Origin of the sequence: Terriglobus albidus (assembly GCF_025685425.1) — a bacterium.
GTDB classification, from domain to species: Bacteria; Acidobacteriota; Terriglobia; order Terriglobales; family Acidobacteriaceae; genus Terriglobus; species Terriglobus albidus.
On record NZ_JAGTAS010000058.1, the window covers coordinates 504,356 to 525,194 of the forward strand.

Consider the following 20,839-nt stretch of genomic DNA (forward strand, 5'->3'; position numbering starts at 1 on the left):
GTCAGATGTTTGTCTCTCCGGAAATACCGCCTTCGTGTTGATGACCTTTCCAGATATTTTCCCTTTCTTGAACTGAGCCAAACCGGTCAAAGTTCAGGCGCCACCGCTTTACGGGCTTTTCAACAAAACGCTCCATTAGCACGGCAATGAAGATGGAGAATATCAACGCGACAACGGCCCGTCCCACAGCATTAGGCGTCCAAAACCAGGTGCGCACCAAAACTACATGATGCGTGAGGTAGATCACATAGGAGAGCTCGCCGATCCGGCGAAGAGGCCTACTTGTAAGGGCCATCACGACTCTTGATCGAGATGCAGTAATGCAATAGTTGAAGATCAACAGAAGGCAGCTCGCCTGTAGCGTATATCGAAGCGTCTCACGGAAAACGGGATTTCGAAACAATAGCGACATCAAGAGCCCAACGACACCTAGGAGCGCCCACCGTCCATTGGAATGCGCAGTGCATCGTTGCGGTGCTTCGCCAATACACAGCGCCAGTACGCTTCCCAAAAGCAAGTTGTCTATCCTGCAATCTGTCGCTAAATAGGTCCATTTGGGGCCATCGCCGATATTGGTGTGGACGAACGAAACAAGGAACATTCGCCAACCGAGTACCAAGACACAAAGCAATACGAGAATCTGGGATTGTCTCTTCCAATCCATGCCTCGCGCAAGAAATGCCTTATAAAGCAGAGGAAAGACCAGATAAAAGTGCATCTCGATCGCGAGCGACCACAGTACGTCCAGACCGGGTCCGGGTTGGCGCAAGCTAGCATTTCTGTTCAATAACGAATGGTAGTTCGCAGTAAATGCGAGGTCGGCAAAATAGGCCCCAGGTGATCCCACGGGATATTTTTTGCTAATGCGCTCCAGAATCCAGACTAAAGCCAAAACCACATACAAGGCGGGAACAATCCTCAGCCCACGTTTCACCCAAAATCGATAAAGAGATATACGCCCGGTGGCAGTATGCTCGTCTTGGAGACGCATGGCGATTAGGAAGCCGCTGAGAAAGAAGAATACGGTGACACCGAGTCCGCCCGGGAGAACCTTGTCGAAGCCAGAGTGAGCGAGAAGCACGAGGAGAACTGCGACTCCCCGAATTCCATCGAGCGCGGGAATATGCAGGTTGCTCTCGCCAATGAGGCGCTGCAGGGGGGACCGAGTTTGATCAGGCATTGGCTTCACGACCGAAGACTTAGTGCCTCTGGAGTCTAAAGACGATCGAAAGCACATTTGTCACTGAAAGTTCACGGACCGTGCACCCTATGCGCTCTGACGTGAAACGCAATAACCGCTGCTACTAGAAGACATAGTGTTTTCATCTAACGCAGACGCGAGCAACAGCAGTGCACACAGGAAGGAAATCCTTCTTCCCTGCATACACTTCTCCTGAGTTGTCCTTTAAAGTCGGGTAACTACGCTGGGGTCTAGGAGAGTTGGGGAGGGTGATCGTTCCCTTCACACTCATCTACTGTCCAACGCGCCGCAGCGAGTCGATCGATAGCTTCCAGTCGACGAGCGGCTGAAGAAGCTCACACAAGCCGAAGAGATGGTCGTTGAAGACCCTGAAATCTTGGGCGGAACGCCTGTCATCCGTGGAACCCGCATTCCCGTCCACCAAGTAGCCGCGCTCTTCGATAACGGCACACCTATCGAGAAAATTCTTGAGGCGTATCCACGTCTGGCACCATCACAGGTCGGCGATGATGTCGTCGCCGTTCTTGATGCCTTGCAGATGGAGAAGCCCATCCTGGCTGGGCACTCGATCGCCGGTGAAGAACTCAGCGACATCGTCACCCGCCATCCCCAGCGCATCGCCGCCGCAATCTATCTCGACGCAGCACTCTCTTTCGCTTTCTACAGCCCCGAACTGGGCGATATGAACCTCGATAGCCTGGCGGTCCAACGCAAGATCGAGCGTCTCTCCCACCAGCCACCCGATGGTCTGGCCGTCGCCCGGCAGCTCCTCGAAACTGACATGCCCGCGTACGAGCGCGATCTCCGCAGCTTTCTGGCCGAAAACGAAAAGCCACGCAGCAGCGCGCCGCAGCCTCGAAGTTCAGGCCCCACCGCAGCCGATCGCGCCACCTTTGCCGCGTACCGCGATTGGCGGGTCCGCAACGGTGACATGCCCCTTCCTGAAGCCGAGCTTCGTCAGCAGCTCAACGCCAACCCCGACGGCTCCGTGGGATCTTGGAAGAATCACTCTCTCGCAAGCCAGGGCATCTTCAACGGAGAGCGGCAGTTCCCGCATCTCGACGACGGAGTCCGTCTGCTCGCCATCTACGAGATGGACCCTGGCCACAACAAAGAGGCCCAAAGCGCAGCCTTCGAGAAGGCCAATCCCTCAGCCACGGTCGTACGTCTGAAGAACGCCAACCACTCCGTATTTCTTTCGAATGAGGCCGAGGTGCTGTCAGCGATGAACGACTTCATCGCCACCGTGCCCTAGATGTGAAGCGACTTCCTAGGAGATAGATCAGGATCGCTTGCGGGCAGGATCGGTAACGACAAACGCCCATCGCTAAGCCATATTGACAAATACGAGCGGACTTGTCGTTACCGAAGGAGCCAAACAGGTTCCGTAGCGGGACAACGGCCTTTCAGGCCTCCCTCCACCCTCTGATTCTCCAAAAGCTCTATTGCAAAGGTCGTTTGATACAACCGCTTTACTTCGTCTTCCGGCACGGAAAAAGGTGGCCCCTCAGCGCAAGCTTGGTTGTACTCATAGCAGATCAGAAGTTGCCGCTGCGCTCGCGTTAGGCTTGTCAAATGGCTCGCATATTCGTCGCGTAGACCTGCCGGCAGGGCGACTAAAGCTGCCCGATCGTACACGGCATCGACGGGGCCGAGAAGGTCCGGAGTGAGATCGAAGATGCTGCCTTGGAAGAGCACGAATCCACCTCCCTCGTAGCGTTGCAGGGAACCACACGACACTGTAGGCTGTTCCCCTAGCTCCTGAAAGAACCGATTGACTGCGAGGTTGCTCAGTTCGGCGCCGGTAACGCGATAGCCTTGCTGAGCTAGCCAATTCAGATCCTTGCTCTTGCCGCAGAGAGGCACGAAAATGTGAGCCTCCCTCCGTAGTCCCAGAGCACGGAAGTTCCGGACCAGCAATGGATGTGCCTCAGCATTGTGAAACGCGATCTGATTGCTCGCCCACTTGTCTTGCCAAAACTGTTGATCCATCTGCCCGGCTTACCTCCCTCGTTACCATTCTCTCTTATCGAGTACAAAGTCGGGCATATGTCCTCATAAACGCGCTTCTCGTCAGGGATGCTCTGGGTTGGTGCCAAATCGCCGAGTCACTCACCGAGCGATCGGTATCGGGAAATCGCAGGTGATTCGCTCCTACATTTGGAGCGAAGGGGTTTAGGAGTTTCGTAACAGTCTCATTCCTGCCCGCAACGCCGGCCCTCATGTCTTTGCGTGCTGCGCACGCTGTAAAGGAAGACAAACCTCGCTAAGGGGCTCTGCCCCGATCGCGCTCTCCAAGGCCATCTGCCCTCCGGGTTTTGGCTCCCCCGCGAGCGGTCCCCCCAAAAAGCTTCGCTCAGAGACCCTTCCGTTTGCTACCCCCGCCTTCGCCAGGAGGCGTTCGGCATGTACATGCCGCGTTTCAACGCGGACGTGCAAAAGCCACAGCCGACAAGGAGCAGACATCATGACCAGCGCAGCCGCAACCCCCATCGACAGCAAGAAGCCCAACACCAAGCAAGAACTCATCACCGCCAACATCAAGCTCTTGATTGAGCAGTTGGAGGCTGGACACTCCGACGCTCTCACCAACTACCTCACCGCCATGAGCCGCTTCCATACCTATTCCTTTGGGAATGTGCTGGAGATCGCGCGGCAGATGCCGACGGCGACCCGCGTTGCAGGGTTCTGGACGTGGAAACAGCTTGGCCGCAGTGTGAAGGCCGGACAGAAAGGCATCCGCATTCTGGCTCCCATCGTCGGGGTGCGGCGCAAGCAGGACGAGGAAGCCAACAAGGACGTCACCAAGCAGAACGAGCGCGTCTTAGTCGGGTTCCGCAATGCCTACGTCTTCGACGTTTCGCAGACCGAAGGCGCAGAGCTCCCCGAGATGCGCGGGATCTCCGGCGACCCCGGCGAGAACTCGGAGCGGCTGGCCGCGTTTGTTCGTTCGCGCGGCATCACGCTTGTCTACAACGAGAAGATCGCTCCCGCCCTCGGCATGAGCTACGGCGGACGGATTGCCATCCTGCCGGGACAGTCCAAGGCCGAAGAGTTTTCGACGTTGGTACACGAAACGGCGCACGAACTACTGCATAAGGCAGAACGCCGCACCGCCACGACCAAGACGGTACGCGAAACCGAAGCCGAAGCCGTGGCCTTTGTCGTGGGCAAGGCCGTCGGTTTGGTGACGGGTTCCGCATCCGCCGACTACATCCACCTGTACCACGGCAATGCTTCCCTGCTGGCGGAGAGCTTGGAAGTGATTCAGCAGACCGCCGCCGTCATCCTTGCAGCGTTGGAGCCGCCTATCGCGGACGAGCAAGAGGAGTCAGCCGCCGCCGAAGCTCAGGAACTCGCGGAGGTGGCGGCATGAAAACCATCCTCGAAATCTTGCAGAAGGCCGGAGGCTGGAGGCACAGCCTCTATCTCAAGATCGAAAACCCTCCCTACATGGCGTTGGTCATTGAGGCCACGCCGGAGCCAGGCCCCCTGGGATTGCCCGCAATCTCGGTCGCGCACTACGGCGAACGGAATGGCGACCTGATGCGCGATCCGGAGATGTGCTTCGAGGTCGTAAGGCCGTTGAACGGAGCAGCAGTCAGCCTCGATGCCTACTTCTGGAGAAATGACTACGTAGCCGTCGAGCAGTGGTCCCGTCGCATTGTGGATGGCCATTACATCGCCCTTCCGGCGTTGCACGCGCAGCATGAATCGTTTGCTGCGATGTGGGATACCAGCCTCAGCCGTCAGGGCTTCCTGAAAGCCTTCACCGACAAATCCATTCGTGGCTAGTCCCGCTCCTGTGGAGCGGAACCATGCCCGGTATGTCTCCGCTCCGCCTCCTTCCACTCGTTCACTGCTCGAAAGGAGCACAGCATCATGGAAACCCAAGTCATCCACGCTACGGAATACCGCAATGTCTCTCTCGCGCTTCTCTCCGAATCGAAGACCAACCCGCGCCGCGAAGTGCGATTTCTACATGCCGAAAGAGTCCACGGCGGCTCTGCTGTTGGAGGGCAAGATTCATCGGCTGCGTCTGCATCAGGAAATCCCACTCGGCGAGGCAGAGCAGGCAGCCGTCGAAGACGGCGTTGCTGCCTACGAAAACCTTCTGTCGAAATTGACGGATATCCCTACGCCTGCAGGACCAACACCACGCCAGATTGGCACCGATCTGGTGCAAATTACATCGCTCAGGCCGCAGGAGCTTTCGGACACAGTTGCAGAAGCACCTCTTGACAGTGCCGGTTAGATACGATGGTCGTATGACGCTTGTCCAACTGATCATTCTTGCCGTGGTACAGGGATTGGCAGAACTTCTTCCAGTCTCGAGTTCAGCTCACGTCATTGTCGCCGAAAAGCTCTTGGGCCTCGATCCTTCGTCGCCGCAAATGACTCTTGTTCTTGTCATGTTGCACACCGGCACCATGTTTGCCGTGATCGCCTACTTTTGGAATGCATGGAGAAATACCTATTTCGAATCGGAAAGCCAGACTCGGTCTTTCGTGGTTAACGCCGTCTGGGCGACATTTCTAACCATGCTTATTGGCTACCCGACGATCATGTTGATTCAGAAGATGGCGTGGAAAGGTGCGCCAGCCTCACAAATCGAAGACCTATTCGGAAGATTGGATATAGTAGGCGCAGCGCTTTTTGCGGCTGGAGTGATCATTATTGCTGCCGGCTTGAAGGAGGTACGACAACGCGTCTCCGCAGCAGCCGATGTTGCAAGAAATCCAGAACTTAACCTGCGTCAAGCTGGATGGATAGGCGCAATCCAGGGTCTATGTCTACCATTTCGTGGCTTTTCTCGTTCCGGCGCAACGATTTCAACCGGCCTTCTAGCAGGCGCCAGTCGCATTCGCACAGAGCGATTCAGTTTTGCCCTCGCTGTGATTCTCACTCCGCCGGTTGTGGGGAGAGAACTCCTGCGATTGCTCAAAGCATCACATGTAGCGGCCGCGGCCGGTCATCCAATAGACCTTCATTCGGTCCTGCTTCGGGCCCTCCTCGGTGCGGTGTTCGCATTCTTAGCCGGTCTCCTCGCCTTGAAGTGGCTTTCCAACTGGCTGGAAAATGGCAGATGGTATCTGTTTGGCATCTACTGCCTCGTTGCCTCAGCTGTGGTGCTCTACCTTCACCACCTTGGCTATTAGCAACGACCTTAGCTCTTCTTGACCCCAAACTCTGTTGTCGTAGAGATCCGATATGTCAGTGCAGAGTCTCCACGCCGTCTAGGCGGCGAAGAGGAGCCAGCAGGAACGACTTGCAATTTGCCCAGATTCCACATAATGCACCGATCCAACCTGCTACCAATCGAAAGTGGCCGCGCATGTTGCCAAAACCATCTCGGAACGACCCACGCTCGTGCAAATCAGCACGGCCTACGGGCAGCAGCCGGAAGGCAGCGTGACATTGCCGCGCAACAAGTACACGGAGATTCGCGCACAGAGCCCTGCCGACAAGGAGGAGGCGAAACGGCCAGAGTTCAAGGCCTGCAAGTTCACCACGGAAGCGATCGTGACGGACGGTTCGGAAGTCGGCACGTTGCGGAAGGTGTGCACCAATTCCGCTTGCCCCGTGCATCATCCCAAGCCCCAACGCAATGACCACGATGAGGAGAAATGGAAGGCCGAGCAGGAGAAGCGCCGCCGCGAGGAGGCCATCGCCAACACGATCGGGCTTCGCATTCTCGCTGCCATCAGCGCCGCCGTTCCGGTGCGCCTGATGAAACGCGATCTCCTCTTCATCAATGCGCATCTCGCGGAGCTTGTCGGAGAACCGCGTCTCGAAGCCGTTGCCAAACAGCATGGCATCAAGCGGTCGAAGGATGCCGAGCCTATCGGCAAACTCTTCGCCGCCTATCTTCGCCGCGCCGACGAAGGCACCCTCTCCCGCGTTGCGGTAGAGCTGACCATCGTCTTGACTGCTGCACGGAGCAATGCTCCCAGCATCCTGCGAGAAGCGGCCACGGTCTATAAAGTGAACACCGATACCATCGCGCAGAAGGTCCGAGCGGAGTTTGTAGCAAAGGCTAAGGCAAAGAAAGAAGCCGGTCCAACCGCCAAGGTGCCGCCCCAGGCCAAGAAAGCGGCCTAGAACCGCTGACGTTTGAGGAGGCCGCTACCCTGCGGCCTCTTCGCGTTTTCCTGCCCGGATCGCGGCGCAGGGAGAGACCGCTTCGGTTTCTCCCTTCAACCCTCATCCCGCTTTGGCTTCCGGCCCCGCTCGCCGGCTGCGCGGCAGGAGTCCAGTTCCTCCTCCTGCACCTTCCCCTATTCCGAGAACCGGCACGCCCACCAGCGTTTTTGTCTCTGCGGCCCGCCTCCCACAAACGGTCCCCCTACTAGCAACGTCACTCGTGCCTGAACGGTCACCGTTCCAAAGCCGGTGACGGTTCAATCTGATCTGGATTGAATTTCTCCGCCGCTCACTCGCTGAAGCCGTTGTCGCGAGCCCAAGTTCGCCAACGAGAAAGGTAACTCGCGCTGTCGCGGAAGAATTGCTCGCGCGATGGATTCGCCTTTTGGAAACCGTTGATTTCTCCCAGAGAGGTAACGGCAACAAATTGGATCTCGCGCTCGGGATCCCCAAGTGCTTCGACTAAGGCGGGGACTGCGGCGGCGCTTTTCGTATGCATTAGTGCAGTCACTGCAGCCTCTCTCGTGACAGGAGACTCGGATTTGAGTAAGCGGCGGAGGGTGGGAATAGCTGAAGAGTCATGGATACCTTCCCGGATTGCAGCGTTCGCATTGTTCAATAGATTGGCTGGGATCTGCTTGGGATCTCCAAACGCACGCTCGATCTGGGTCAGAGCTGTGACGTCATTTCTCCTCACCAAAGCTGTGGCCACGCTCAAATGAACAGAGGGCTCTGTCGAATTCGACACTTTTCGAAGCGCTTCTGTAGCCATGGTTTTCTTTGATGTGTCGAGTGCGCGGATCGCCAAGAGGCGATTACTCATATCAGACGACATTTCGATCGTCGACACTAAGCCCTGGACGATAGTCTCCTCGGGATCTTGGGCCACATAAGTGCCTTTATGGAATGGCAGCGATGCATAGGACGGAGAAGTGAAGACATAATCGGTACCGGAGCGATGCAGGAAATAAACCCGAAAGTCTCCTTCTACTGTGCCTTTGAGGCCCAGAATTGGCATATTACCTGGGAAGCGAACCGTAATGGCCGATGGTACATCGCTTCCCTTTACAATCTGTTGGACATCGATCGCAACCGTGCCGGTCCCGGGAGTAGATGGAGAGGCCTGCGAAGGCTGGCTACCCAGAGGGAGACGTACGTCGGTCGCAACACCAGTCACGATCGTGTCAGAGGAATCAACGAGCTCGTCTAGATTCAAGGGACGGCCGATGACGCTGCGGCATTCAATAGTGATGCCGGCGAGGAGGATCAGGAATACTATTCGCCTGCTCATATTGCCTCTCCTTGCTGGTCCTAGAATCTTGTTATTCATGGGTTCCATGGCCAATGTACCTCTGAATTTGGTGAGTGTTGGTGAAGGTGGCGGTTCCCGGAATTTGTGCGTCGATGAGGGTCCCCGTTCCCACCGCTTGACTCCCTACGTAGAACTGTTGGGAACGATGATGGACCTTGGTTGGATCTGAAGCATTGCAATTGGGGGTCGGGTTCCATGGACCATATGGAGCATAGTTTAAGTTCATCCCGCTTATGAGGTCTGTGAGAGTATTGCCGCTTGTTTGGTATCCATTCGGGTTGGTAAATACCCAGTTTGTACCTCCGTAATCGGCTGTGATACCCGATGAGAAGTACTCGTTTGCGTCAATACTGTTAGGTAGTGGATCGTGAACTTGATCTTGTAGTGCGTAAGAAATGGCTGAGATGAAGCCAAAGGTTGCGTCACAAGTGTCGGAAGTATATCCATAAACCGCTCTATCCGGCCTTCTCACCGTTAGCGTAAATGGATCGGAAGTCACGCCGTCCACAGTCAGAGTGATGGAAACGTCTCCGTTCGACGTACTGAAATAGGATCCAGTCGGCGTCACTGTCGTAGATGATCCCGACGTAGTAGAAAGCTGTACCTTGGAGTCAGCTTGCGAAACAGACCATGTACCGCTGCCATTGCCGTTCAAGGTTATCGACGTGGAATAATTGCTCGGCGAATATCCATTGAAGTACCACAGGTTTTGGTCTCCTGTAATAGTGGGTTTTACGTTCGCATATCCTTGGGCGTAGGCATAGCACCCAGGCGCACTGAGATCCTGCATCTGAACGAAGATGTCGTCGTGTCCTGGAGAACTCCCATGAAGGAGGACCGGGTTGTCCATACCCCAGCTCGAACAGCCGCTGGCATGGTTGCATCCAGACCAATTCACCGCGATATTGTCGTATTCGACCCCCATATCGAAGTCGCCGCAAGGGCTACCCGAATAGGGATCACCACTCTGACAGGTATTGCTGTACGCATATCCGAGATAGTCCTGGCCTCCCACAGCGATATTGACTGTATCTACCCAGAGGCTGCCCATATAAGTGCAGAGCGTCTCTTGACCGACACAACTGAAACTGCGTTCAGAGAATGGAGCGGTGCTTCTTTCGACTAACCGCCCCCGTCCACTGTGCGGTTTGGGCGCATGCCAAGTTACAGTACCGCTTCTGACCTCTGCACTGAGCCGCCGGCCCTTGTCATCCGGAGTTCCTTTTTCAACGAGTTTTCTGAAGCTGATTTCACGTGTGGACATGGCGGGGATCTCAACCTGTTTCGTCCAGAGAGGAGATGAACTTGAAATCGTCACGGGAAAATATTGTTTATCCGGGCTGTTATTGAACAGTATGAGTGTCGCATCATCGCCTTTCTCACTGCCAAGCTGCCAGGGGTGCTTGCCGCCATTTTCGAGCGTAGTGGCATCGTGCCCCTCAATACCCAGATAACCGGAAAATTTCGAGGACGCCAAGCCGATATTTGCGACTACATCACCTGGCAACAACGAGGAGCCTACGATCAAAGAGCCATCCATATTCGACGTACTACGTTGATGGGGAATAAGTTGCACGATCTCTGTTTGCCCTGGCGCCAATTGCAGCTGCTTTATTGTTTCTGTCTTACCGGCATCATTGCCCGAACTGTTGGAAATATATTCGACATGGACTGAGGCGGGCCGGTTAGCAAAATTCGCTACTGTTACCACAGATGGACCAACACCGGATTTTTCGAACAGTGTTGCGGAGGATACTCCGGGAAATACCGTTGCTCCCGACTTCATCATCCCTGGATCGATGAATGGCAGCCCAGCATAGATCGAAGAACCACGCGATATGGTCTTGGTAGTCATACCAAAGGCCGAAAATGACCCGGCTGGACCGTCAGAGGTGATCTCTATACCGAAGGCTTTCGACGGAGTATCGGCAAGATTCCGATTCAGGCTTTCTTCCAATTGAGAAGCCTGGCACGGGGCACCGATCCACGTGTGGTCTCCCATCAATTCCAGCGCTTCCCTTTCGACACGGTCGCCCCAAAAGCACTTGACCGTAAGATGTTGGACATGGTCTGTGGTACTTGCGATTCCTATAACCGGCCTTCCTTGTCCAGGAAGTCCTATTCCCCGTAGAACGGGGGAGCTGTGTGATCCGGGCATCCCGAATTCCTCATCGATGAAGGAAGTGGACTGCTCGTCTTTGTAGCTGATTGACAATTGGGCAGCGGCGGTCATTGCGGCGGCGTTCAGAGGCTCGAGGAGAACGGAACCCCGCCGCAAAGCGGTAGGCATGTTTGGAATAAGATCTTTCACCGCAATTCTCTGTTGGGATAGCGCTGCTTGCTTCCACTCACGGGTAGCGAGAGGCTGTCCCGCCTCATCGCGCACAATCAGTTTGAGAGGAACCGATTGAGCGATAGGGTTGACGATTGCTATCTCTGTCTCAAACCCCTTTCCCTGCTATCCATTGCTTCACACTAAACCGTCTTGTCTCGATATCACTGAGGTGATGCGCAACCGATACTTCGCGGCCAATGGGCGCCTCTGCGCCATACTGGATGGTCGGCGAAAGCATTAGAGCCGCAGAAAAAGCCAAAGCTAGAACTCGTGGCAGGGGATGACGTTCGAATTGCATTGACTATCTCCCAGTGAAGCTCAGACGAAAACATGGGACACAGCAAGGAAGCAATTTGGTACACTCTTGCGCGAGAAATACGTTACAAGAGCGAGTCGGCCCGGAGGCCGAAGAATTGGAAGCGGACAGGGAGAGAAGGCAGATCAGCTATGCTAGCTAATATCTACAAGCACATCGGGGGACCAAGGGAATCAGCAAACCGATTATGGGAGTGGACATTTAGCCTGTCAAGATTTTTTTAAGATTGCAGCGGAAGCAGTACCGATTAGAGATCCACCCAAGGGATAGCGTTATCGAAAGCGGCAGATCTGCCGTCCTTCGCTTCGTTTATTCGCGGCGGGAAAAACCGCCAAGGTTTCTCCCTGCAATCCTCTTCCGGCCTTGATACGAGGCGGATCCGCCGCGCCATGGCTTGTTATAAATTCGGGGTCTCTAGAATCCTTTCAACGCATTACGATTGACGTTCGCTTGCGCCAACTCAGATGCGACCTGATGCATCTGGGAAGCGATCTGCCGCCGCCTCGCGAGCCACACCCCTCTCCTTTGCCGCAAGGCTTCGGGTCCAGAGCGCAATGTGTTTTGTAGTGTCTGTCGTTTCTGCGCAAATTCCTGTTCCAAAGTATGGATATCGCGTGGATCAATCGGTTGGCTCGGGTCGAAACGGAACAATTTCTCCTTGCTTTGTCGCCATGCAACCATTGTGTTGATCTTCACTGGACCGAAGCCCTTGATTCCGGAAATCACAACAGGATCGACGTCCCACGCGTCTTCGATATTCCAGAGCTTGAGCAGCGCCTTGAATTTTGTTCCGATACCCGCGATGGTCTCATCTTCGATGCGAAATTTTTCGAGGAAGTGCTGTCGCTGCTTCCTCTCCCGCGCTGCCTGGAGTTGCGCCAAGCGACTCGCCTTTTCAGGCTCCAGGCCTTGGTATGCAACTTTCGCATGCTCAAGCTTCTTCCGCTCGTCCCCGAATTCTTTCGGAATATTCGAGGCTTCCTTGAAACTTAAGTCGATAGAACGATACCGCTCATCTACCAACTTCTGTGTTTCATAAAACCGCACCACAAACGTATGTCCCTTCACCCAGAGTTTCTTGCTTGCAAAGAGCGAGGCCACGATTACACAAATAGCCGCAAATGGGATAAGCGTCAGAAAGGCAATGATCGCTGGGAGAATTGCCACCGCGAGTGCGATTAAGCGGAATTTACGGCGCGACGCGGCAAGGCCTGGAAGAGCCGACTCAGGCGCAAGGGAACGCTGCATTTGGGTGACGTCAGGAAGCGTGATCGGTTCGGGTATGGCTTTAACCAACTCGATCTCACTCCATACCGCCAAGAGATTGAATCCAGCTGCATTGACTGTAATCGCAACCTTGATACCAAAAATGGGCGTGCCAAGGACCCCTTCCATACGACACCATGGACAATCTTTGAGACCACTGAAGTAGTGATGGTTCGGGTTACCTTGGCACTGTCGAAGATTTTTTGATAGTGAAGAGAGAGCTTCCACCCACGTCGCAGCCCTTGGTCTACCGTGGAGGACAGCCTCTCGCGTGAATGCCTGCCTGAACAAAGCGCCAATGGAAGTCGGGTAGTCACTCAACCGCGGCACAAACGAGGGTAGTTTGACCTCCGGAGAACCGGGGTCTAAGCCATATGGAAAGGCGTACCGACCAATGGCCTGATCTAGGGAAAGCATCTCATCTTTAATTCGGTCATACATGCCCATGAATGGATGGCGCCCGAGGAACAGAAGATAGAAGATGAGCACGCTGAGGCCGAAGGCATCATGCTGCGAGGTTCTAATTTGTGCACCAAAGCTTCCTCCCTGCAGTTCGGGCGGAGTGAACTCGGGAACCCCCACTGGGCAGATGTACTCTTTGCTCCCCTCGGTGATCTGGAAGCTGTCGCAATCGATAAGCGCGACCGTTGCATTCTGCGAGATCATCAGGTTGCTATGGTTAACATCGCCAATGACCTGTCCGCAGTCATGAACAGTCGCAAACGCACGCGCTGTATTGATGGCAGCATGAAGAAGAAACGGAAACTGTGCGTCGGGAAAGAGCTTTAGCCGACTCTTCATCCCATAAAGCTGATGGACTGATTGAAAGCCCGTAATGCGCCTCATGAGTAAGCCCGCTGGGCGCCCGTTACGCGACTGCTTCAATAGGGTGATTGGCCAAGCCGCAATTGTGGTAAGTTGTTCATTTCTTAGTCGGCACATCGCTGCAAGCTTGGCGACTGCATCTTCGCTTAGTCCATTATGGTAGAACTTCGCGACAAGGCCGTTCTCGTTATCAAGTGACCAAACTGCTCCCTCTCCGCCTTTACCGATCTCACGCGCAAGGCGATAGCTCTCACCATTTTCCCCATAAATCGTACTGCCAATCGAGATACTCATATGCACTCCCGGGTGGCGAGCACAAGGGTCTTGTCATCGTCGGTCTTCGCGTTGATGCGGTCGGAGGCGAGAAATTGGGCTAGTTGTGCTTGAATCTCCGTAGCCTCTCCGGAAGGTTTGTTATAGAGGTGCGGAAAGAGTCCGCTAAAAAATTTAGCGTGGGCTTGCTGTGTCTTAAAGTCCAGAGCGAGCCTCTCAAGACCATCGCTAAAGACGGCGATGTCCGCAACCTGCATCTCGACCGAATCCCATTCGAGTTCCTCAGACGCGTTCGGATCAGTCAGAAAGTACGTCGTGTTCGCATATTCTCCTTTGCTGGGCCAGATTGCTACTCTGTACTCCTCTTGCTCGGCCTCGCGAAAGCAAATCGCACCGTCACCTAGTTGCCAGAACGTGCAAACGCGATCCGCCACAATTGCGACGAGAAGCGTACAAGCAAACTGTCGCAGCGGAAGATCTTCGAAGTCGGCCAGATCTTCAAGTGCCATGCGCAACTCCGATGTGGTTCTTCGAGCGTATCCCTCGGTATGAACGTCATCCTCGGGCGCTCGGCTAACGTGAGTGGCGATCCACTCGCACACGAGACGAGAAGCGTCGGCAGAACGGGATGCGGATCCGGCTCCATCACTAACAACGCATACCAAACGGTCAATGTCCTGGGTGAAGGAGCAGCCGTGCGCGTCTTGGCACACGCCATCCTCCGTTTTCAGGTGCGATGTGCCAATGACGGATGCGGAGGCGTGTTTCCAGTCCCCAATCATCCAACCGCGCCCCAACCACTTGGACCGGTCGGGTTTTCTAGTGGAACCTGCGTTCCCACCTGAGACTTGGAAACGGCTGTGAGCGAATTGGAGAGCCATTTGAACAGGTCACGGAAGCGAAGCTCCTGCAGCTTGAGCGGTTCCCGCGTCGTGATCTGAGAGAGGACATCCATTCTTGCCCCCTCGACGCCGACGGCAAAGAAAGAGAAATGGTTTGACACTTCCCCTTGCTTTACACGTTCTGCCGCGCCCTGCCAATAATCTGTAGGACCTCCATCGGTGATCAGAAATACCCAAGGGCGATAGTAGGTGACGCCGTTATTGCGGTAGGTCTGTTTGCGTTGATCCAGAAGGTTCAAGCCGGCTTCGATGGCAGCACCAATCGGTGTATCACCTGAAGCGAGCAGCGCCGGCGGCTGGAACACATCGGGAGTCTGAAATTCAGCGAGGACCTGAACCGGCCCGAAACCCACGATCGCCACTTCAACCCTTTTCTGGGCCATTTCGTCGGCGAAGAGTTCATCTCGAAATTGGCGAATACCGGCATTTAGTTCATCGATCGGCTTGCCACGCATGGAGCCGGAGGTGTCGAGCAGAAGCAGGCAGGGGCACCGAGGCTCAGTGTTTTCTGCAAATTCAACACTCTCTCCAAAAGGAACTTGATCAAACGACATGACTTCTCCTTACATCAGATGAGCGAACCAAGAGATTAGTAGGTACAGCAGCGTCGCCGCCAGGAAATAAGCAGCGGAAGTCCGAAGCGCCCTCCAATTCACATGTTTCGTGATGGATGGAGCTGAATTTCCTCGGGAAGGCAAAGTATACCGCGCGGCAGGAGCCTTCGGGGTACTCTTGAGGTACGACCGGTTATAGAGTCCCGTGCCAGGAATGGACGTTGAGGTGTATTTGCGTCCCCTAGCATCTCTGCCTATCCGAAAGCCCCGGCCTCCAAAGGAGTATCCGAGACCGCTCTTGGACGCATTGATCCGCAGCGGACCTAAATTCAGGCTCTTTCGAAATCCCCATGCCATATACCAAACACAATAAGATGCCCCATTCCGTCTCGCAACAGATTTCTTAGAACTCCACAGCTATAACGACTTAGGATCGGTGTCTGAGGCGAACGTAAAAAACGGCACTAAACGAGTAGACCTCGCTTAGTGCCGTTACCGCATCCACAGTCGTCCTATATGCAGCTCATGCCGTACGGTCGTTCCCTAGCTAGGCTGAACGCCAATGATCAGGAATCTTCTTATTGTTGAGGTGCCGGACGCGGGCAACAAGTGGATGATGCCCTCTCGCCTTTGCCCAGTCAATCCCCTCCTTCTGCGTTCTGAACGTACCAAGAACATTATCGGAGTGACCTTCAACAACATAGTCATCGATCCGCGATCCTTCGGGCCGGCCTTTGGGGCGAGCTTCTACGTACACATTTGCCATTTGAGACTTCCTCCTTTATCGAAACAACAAAATAGACTCCGGACTACCTAAATTACCCTTTCCGCCTACCCATGAAGGAAACATGAACCGGAACCTTAGTTGGTTTCTCGGCGGTAAAGCGTACTTTCTGACCGCTCTTGGTTTTGAATGCGACCTTGGTGGGTTTCTTAACCACCTTATGAGCCTCAAATTCAACGCGTTTTTTCATCGCCACTCCCGAATTGATATGCTGTCTGCGTTCTCGCTCCACGCGGAAGAGCATTGCGAACATACCATCATCACGTCAGCGACTAAACCTCCTGCATTTTAGTTCCGCCGCTTAGATGTTCATCGACATTCAGGTAACGCGAGCAAATTGTCGGTCCATACACTGTCAGCATAGGTCTGGAGAAACTTCGTGCCGTTCGAGTGCTCACGGGTGCCAACCCGTGCCTTGTTTCCTCGTGCGTCACTGACAAATGCAGCACCGTTCTTATTCTTGATCCAGTCGTACACTTCCAGGCGAGTTGACCTTCCCGTTTCGTTAGTCTGCTCATTGATCCATCCGAGATCCGAGATCGCGTGATGGGGATCCTGGTGGTAGCCGTTCGATTTTCTGATGCACGTAATCCGTATTGACACGTTGACGCTCCTTACACAGATAGCCTCTAAACCGTTGTCTCCCGCCAACGCGCTAATGCAAGCGGGATAACTCCTGATGAGAGTCTATTGATAAGGGCTACTTTGAACGACGGCGGCGTTGTGTCGGAAAGTTCTGAGAGTTTCCTTCAGACTGTTTCTTGAGCCGTGACGAACTATCGCGGATCTTTTTTGCAAGATCGGATATAGTACTGTCACCTATTTCCATCAATTTATCGACTGCGCATTTCCCAATCGAGACGTTGGGGACAAAACTGTAATTGCCGTGATAGTGGTTCTTAATGATATCAAGATCGCCAAGTATCGGTTTCAAAGCGTCTCTCAAAATAGACATCCCTTTGAACCCTTGGTCACTGGTCGCCCCCAAATCGACTTTATTCACCTGTGTAGCTTTAAGTTGGGCAACCACCAGGTGCAAAAGCATTTTCAGCGCACCGTCAGTCAACATTACCGTATGAGAACCAAGTCTTATGGCAGTTCTACGTTTAGCCCTGTCTCCCGGAATCGAAATTACTACTCCACCTTTGAAATCGGCACGACGAACAGCCGGCTGCCCCTTGCATTCATCGTGCGTCTGACGCCCGCTTACGAATAACGCTCGTCGTATGCGTTCGGAGACGATCTGACTATTGAAGGGTTTCTGAACGATATCACTCGCATTATCCTTCATTAACTCAACAGCATCGTCCACCTCTCGGGCGAATCCACTGATTACGAGTATCGGGAGGCAGAAAGAAGTGCCATTATGCTCGGTGTGTTTCTCTCGAATTTTACGTAACAGAGATTTCCCGTGTTCGACATGAGCCTTAATTGCGTCCGACGCACCCTTGATTTGCAGGTCTAAAAGGACCAGACAGATTGAATTCTGTTCAAGCTCCGTCAGCGCATCTTCTTTGTTGCTCACTATAATGCTGTCACAGTCAATTGAACTGAGAATCTCTCGGAGGTCTTCGGATATCTCCGCGTCGTCTTCAACGATCAGGACTAGATGACGATTTTTCATCGAGATTCCGCCTCCCGGTGTTTTGGAATCAGAATACGAACACTCGTTCCTCGCCCTTTGACGCTATCGATATGGAGTCTTCCACCATGTTCGGACTCGACGATTTTTACGGCAAGAGGCAGACCAAATCCAGTGCCATCGGACTTACTGGTTGAAAAGAGAGTTAGAGCATCACGCTGTGCTTCAGCGGACATCCCACATCCCGCATCATCAACCGTGATCGTAACGAGGCGCTCCTCTACACTCGCACTGACTCCAATGGGGTTTAGCGAATCGACATCCCGATACGATTCAATTGCATTCAACAGGATGTTTGTAAAAGCTTGAACCAAGCGAGACCGTGAGGCATCAATATCAATAGATGGCGACACTCGAATCTCAATCGGAGCGCAGGAGGTTTTATCGCTATTACTTTCGATAGCTAGGCCAGCAGCTTCATTAACGAGTTCATGTAAAACCTCCGGTCGAAAAGAAAGTACTGGCTGTGCGGTATATGCACGCATCCCATCTAGAACTGCTCGGAGTTGGTTTACACGCCTTCCAATTCGGTTCGCTTCCTCGACAAGTGGTTCCGCAGTTAGATTAGCCTCCAGTAAATGTTTCTGGAGGCGTTCCGCCGATATCGCAAGCGGTGAGAGCAGCTTTATGACCTCGTGATATAGTTCGCGTGCAAATGTATTAGCGATCTGCTCCGATACGCGTTTGACGGCATCCCTACCGATTGGGCCGAAGCGGACCTCAATATTATCGAGAGCCGAGTTGATGCGTTCCTCATGTTGTTTTCCTAGCGTGCTAGCGTGCCGCGAATCGCGGCGTCGGAGCGACGCATATTCTGCGGCCTGTCTTACCCTACGATTATCGTCAAGGGCGAGTCTAGCCAATACTCCTTCGAATACTGAATGCGGGGCATGGGCGGCAGCGTTTGCAACGGCCCTACGTACTTCCCATTTTGAGTGACTCGCGAGTGAAGAAAGCTTCGCAACAAGCTGTTCGACTTCAGGATCTCCAAGAATGGAGTTTCTTAGCCGCATCTCGGATTGGGCAACAGCCCGCAGAGCGACTGACCAGTCGGATGAGTCCAGGGCACACAATAGGTCACCAAATCCAAAGTCCTCAGTGGCCATAACGCGCTTTTCTTAAGAGAAATGCCTCTCGGCCACCCTCCAGAATTCTCTCGATTTGCTCTCTGCACTCGTCCACAGTTCCAACTTGTTTTACAGTGGAGTGCTGACCGTCAGAGGAAAACACAAAGACTCGTTCCGCCTCTCCAAGAACAGGTATGTTTGGGTTGTGTGTCACAAAAATGACTTGGCGGCTTCCCTTGATCGCCTTTAACGCTCGGACAATTGTTTCGTAAACGAAGGCGTTATCGAGGTTATCCTCAGGCTGATCGATCAACAACGGACGTTCACTCTGAGTTAGCAGGATCGGTAGGATTGCTGTACATCTCTGGCCAGTCGAGAGGTGAGTTGATTCCTTGAATGTTTCGCCATCTAGAAGTTCAATGCAGGGACGGTCTTCTAGAGCGACTGTCTCAATGGTGTAGTGAGTTCCACCATTGCGTAATGCATTCAAGATTTTTTTGGAACGATCCTCTTCAAAGCCAGATCTTTGGATCAGGAGGCTGAGATCCTCATTGGCGATCACAGTCGCCAACTCCTCTGGCAAAAATATCGGACACAGTCTATCGGCGACCGGACCCTGTTTTACGCCAATCCCCTTGAGTGCCTCTGTGACGAGTTCTTGATATTCCTCCAGATCGGCCGACTGCTCGACAGTGACGCGAATGCTAGGGAACTGGCTAGATAGACGCTCTGCTATCTGCTTCCTAAGGGCAAATCGTTGATCCCTCAATTCTGATGCCCGTTTCAACAACTCAACGCGAATCGTAACTAAATCCGCACGCTGCCGCTCTTTTCCAAGTTGCTCACGCAACGCAGAGTCTGCATTGGCGAGTGCCGTTTGCAAAGCTACTCTTTCCGCGGCACGTTCTCCTTGCTCCTCAGAAGCTGCAACAATAGTGCGGTACTCCGCTTCTTGAACAGCATGTTGTTCCGCGAGTTTGATCGCGTGTGTCCTTATGGCCGCCTCAAGTACTCTAGCCTTCTCTCCAATTGATCCTATTGCCGTCGCGATGTCATTCACGAAGGATCTAATGTCGGTTTGAACGCCGCTAAAGAGTGCCGCGTTCGCACCATGTAGACTCTGGAAGTCAAGTTGAGCCTCCACACCCGTCTGGAAAGAAGATTGGCTCGCTGCGATATCGCGAAGAAGTTTTTGAAGGGAGAGCATGATGAGCTCAGGAACCTTTTCCTCACGGGAACGTTGTGTCTTCGCTGCATGTGCCACATTAATTTTGTTGGCATCAGGGCCGGCAAGCTCTGCAAGCCCCTTTAGCTTTTCTTGAAGTACGGGCAGCTCTGATGCCTTAACACGTGCATCATCTATCTCTAGGTCAACGCGACGAAGGTCCGCAGTGGACTGATTGAGTTGAAGCTGCACTTGCTCTAATTGCCGGTTGATAGCGATGGTCTCTTGCTCTTGAAAACGATCGAGAAGTTCCAATTGTGCTAGTGGACTGGAAGCGATTTCCTCTATTTCATTCTGGCTGAAAACGTCCGCGGAGAATATCTGATCCCGGTCGAGAGAAATCGGAACTGCCTTACCCACTTCATTTAAGACTTGTACGGTCTCATGGGCCCCTCGGCCGGCTGTATATCGCATGTCTGTCTTGGTGCGGAGCTCAATCGCAAGGCGTCCATTTCCGAGATTAGATTTCACCAAAGTATCGATTGCACGATACCGCTGCAAATTTATTTTTGGATCTGGCATGAGCCCAAGACCGAACCGAAGGAACTCCAGTGCAGTTGTTTTTCCCGCGCCACGGCCTCCTATTAGACAGTTCAGGCCGTCCGCGAACTCTAAGTTTATGCCTGCCAAGAAACCGCCAGTTACACCAAGGCTAAGAACTAAATGATGGGCGGGTTGCTTTTGGATCTTTGTCTTCATAAAAAGCAAACGATTGGCGAGGAAAGTGTACCCTAGGTCACACTCGATACCAACATTTCTCTCGAATGAGATTGGCCTGGTGCTAGATAGTATGGATACTAAGCGGTTCGGGCGATTACATGGGGCCGCCCATCGGCTTCCAGAGCTGCTCGCGTCCGGGCGGAAAACAAGTCATGATCTGCCCTCATGTTTCGAATCCATTTGGAACCAAGTCGTTTTGAGACTTAAGCACTGAAGCCGACCCCTATGGATCGGCTTCGCTTCCTGCCCTCCAAGGAGCAGGGGGAGACCTTC

General features: G+C 53.7%; 19 protein-coding genes. 6 read left to right on the forward strand and 13 right to left on the reverse strand.

Annotated features, from left to right (window positions below):
- Window position 1 precedes the first annotated feature (1 nt).
- Window positions 2-1,180: an acyltransferase family protein gene (locus tag OHL21_RS21165; RefSeq protein ID WP_263419297.1), complete on the reverse strand. Its 1,179-nt coding sequence runs from the start codon at window positions 1,178-1,180 to the stop codon at window positions 2-4.
- A gap of 373 nt (window positions 1,181-1,553) precedes the next feature.
- On the opposite strand from OHL21_RS21165, the gene OHL21_RS21170 reads away from it, so the two are divergent.
- Complete coding sequence (locus tag OHL21_RS21170) at window positions 1,554-2,456, forward strand: alpha/beta fold hydrolase (protein ID WP_263419298.1); 903 nt, start codon at window positions 1,554-1,556, stop codon at window positions 2,454-2,456.
- 107 nt (window positions 2,457-2,563) lie between these two features.
- Here the strand turns inward: OHL21_RS21170 and tmpT are convergent, their stop codons facing one another.
- Window positions 2,564-3,193, reverse strand: a complete 630-nt coding sequence (gene tmpT / locus OHL21_RS24600) for a thiopurine S-methyltransferase (protein ID WP_399259072.1) — start codon at window positions 3,191-3,193, stop codon at window positions 2,564-2,566.
- Between the two features lie 475 nt (window positions 3,194-3,668).
- Here tmpT and OHL21_RS21175 point away from each other — a divergent pair, with 475 nt between their 5' ends.
- The 5 genes from OHL21_RS21175 (at window position 3,669) to OHL21_RS21195 (ending at window position 7,303) form a co-directional block, all read left to right on the forward strand.
- Window positions 3,669-4,577: an ArdC family protein gene (locus OHL21_RS21175; RefSeq protein ID WP_263419299.1), complete on the forward strand. Its 909-nt coding sequence runs from the start codon at window positions 3,669-3,671 to the stop codon at window positions 4,575-4,577.
- Complete coding sequence (locus OHL21_RS21180) at window positions 4,574-4,996, forward strand: DUF6908 domain-containing protein (RefSeq protein WP_263419300.1); 423 nt, start codon at window positions 4,574-4,576, stop codon at window positions 4,994-4,996. The genes OHL21_RS21175 and OHL21_RS21180 overlap by 4 nt, the downstream gene beginning before the upstream one ends.
- 124 nt (window positions 4,997-5,120) lie before the next feature.
- Complete coding sequence (locus OHL21_RS21185; protein ID WP_263419301.1) at window positions 5,121-5,456, forward strand: hypothetical protein; 336 nt, start codon at window positions 5,121-5,123, stop codon at window positions 5,454-5,456.
- A 13-nt stretch (window positions 5,457-5,469) separates the two neighbouring features.
- Window positions 5,470-6,360 (forward strand): undecaprenyl-diphosphate phosphatase, encoded by an 891-nt coding sequence (locus OHL21_RS21190; protein WP_263419302.1) that lies wholly within the window; start codon window positions 5,470-5,472, stop codon window positions 6,358-6,360.
- Window positions 6,361-6,571: 211 nt separating this feature from the next.
- A complete protein-coding gene (locus OHL21_RS21195; RefSeq protein WP_263419303.1) occupies window positions 6,572-7,303 on the forward strand; it encodes a hypothetical protein in 732 nt (243 codons plus the stop codon).
- A 331-nt stretch (window positions 7,304-7,634) separates the two neighbouring features.
- Here OHL21_RS21195 and OHL21_RS21200 read toward each other — a convergent pair whose 3' ends face one another.
- The 11 genes from OHL21_RS21200 to OHL21_RS21240 all read right to left on the reverse strand — a co-directional run bounded on the left by OHL21_RS21200 (window position 7,635) and on the right by OHL21_RS21240 (window position 20,545).
- Window positions 7,635-8,636, reverse strand: a complete 1,002-nt coding sequence (locus OHL21_RS21200) for a HEAT repeat domain-containing protein (RefSeq protein ID WP_263419304.1) — start codon at window positions 8,634-8,636, stop codon at window positions 7,635-7,637.
- Window positions 8,637-8,667: 31 nt separating this feature from the next.
- Window positions 8,668-10,890 (reverse strand): hypothetical protein, encoded by a 2,223-nt coding sequence (locus tag OHL21_RS21205; protein WP_263419305.1) that lies wholly within the window; start codon window positions 10,888-10,890, stop codon window positions 8,668-8,670.
- 832 nt (window positions 10,891-11,722) lie between these two features.
- Entirely contained in the window at window positions 11,723-13,693 is a 1,971-nt protein-coding gene (locus OHL21_RS21210; RefSeq protein WP_263419306.1) for a helix-hairpin-helix domain-containing protein, read from the reverse strand.
- Complete coding sequence (locus tag OHL21_RS21215; protein ID WP_317889998.1) at window positions 13,690-14,553, reverse strand: PP2C family serine/threonine-protein phosphatase; 864 nt, start codon at window positions 14,551-14,553, stop codon at window positions 13,690-13,692. Before OHL21_RS21215 ends, OHL21_RS21210 begins: the two co-directional genes overlap by 4 nt.
- Complete coding sequence (locus tag OHL21_RS21220) at window positions 14,451-15,128, reverse strand: vWA domain-containing protein (RefSeq protein WP_263419308.1); 678 nt, start codon at window positions 15,126-15,128, stop codon at window positions 14,451-14,453. The genes OHL21_RS21215 and OHL21_RS21220 overlap by 103 nt, the downstream gene beginning before the upstream one ends.
- Window positions 15,129-15,137: 9 nt before the next feature.
- Entirely contained in the window at window positions 15,138-15,485 is a 348-nt protein-coding gene (locus tag OHL21_RS24605; RefSeq protein WP_399259077.1) for a DUF4236 domain-containing protein, read from the reverse strand.
- A 190-nt stretch (window positions 15,486-15,675) separates the two neighbouring features.
- Window positions 15,676-15,894 carry a hypothetical protein gene (locus OHL21_RS21225; protein WP_263419309.1) on the reverse strand — a complete coding sequence of 73 codons (219 nt, stop codon included), beginning with the start codon at window positions 15,892-15,894 and terminating at the stop codon, window positions 15,676-15,678.
- A 327-nt stretch (window positions 15,895-16,221) separates the two neighbouring features.
- Window positions 16,222-16,515 (reverse strand): DUF3892 domain-containing protein, encoded by a 294-nt coding sequence (locus tag OHL21_RS24610; protein WP_399259080.1) that lies wholly within the window; start codon window positions 16,513-16,515, stop codon window positions 16,222-16,224.
- A 97-nt stretch (window positions 16,516-16,612) separates the two neighbouring features.
- Entirely contained in the window at window positions 16,613-17,536 is a 924-nt protein-coding gene (locus tag OHL21_RS21230) for a response regulator (RefSeq protein ID WP_263419310.1), read from the reverse strand.
- Entirely contained in the window at window positions 17,533-18,660 is a 1,128-nt protein-coding gene (locus tag OHL21_RS21235; protein WP_263419311.1) for a sensor histidine kinase, read from the reverse strand. Before OHL21_RS21235 ends, OHL21_RS21230 begins: the two co-directional genes overlap by 4 nt.
- Window positions 18,650-20,545, reverse strand: a complete 1,896-nt coding sequence (locus tag OHL21_RS21240; protein WP_263419312.1) for an AAA family ATPase — start codon at window positions 20,543-20,545, stop codon at window positions 18,650-18,652. Before OHL21_RS21240 ends, OHL21_RS21235 begins: the two co-directional genes overlap by 11 nt.
- Window positions 20,546-20,839: the final 294 nt, after the last annotated feature.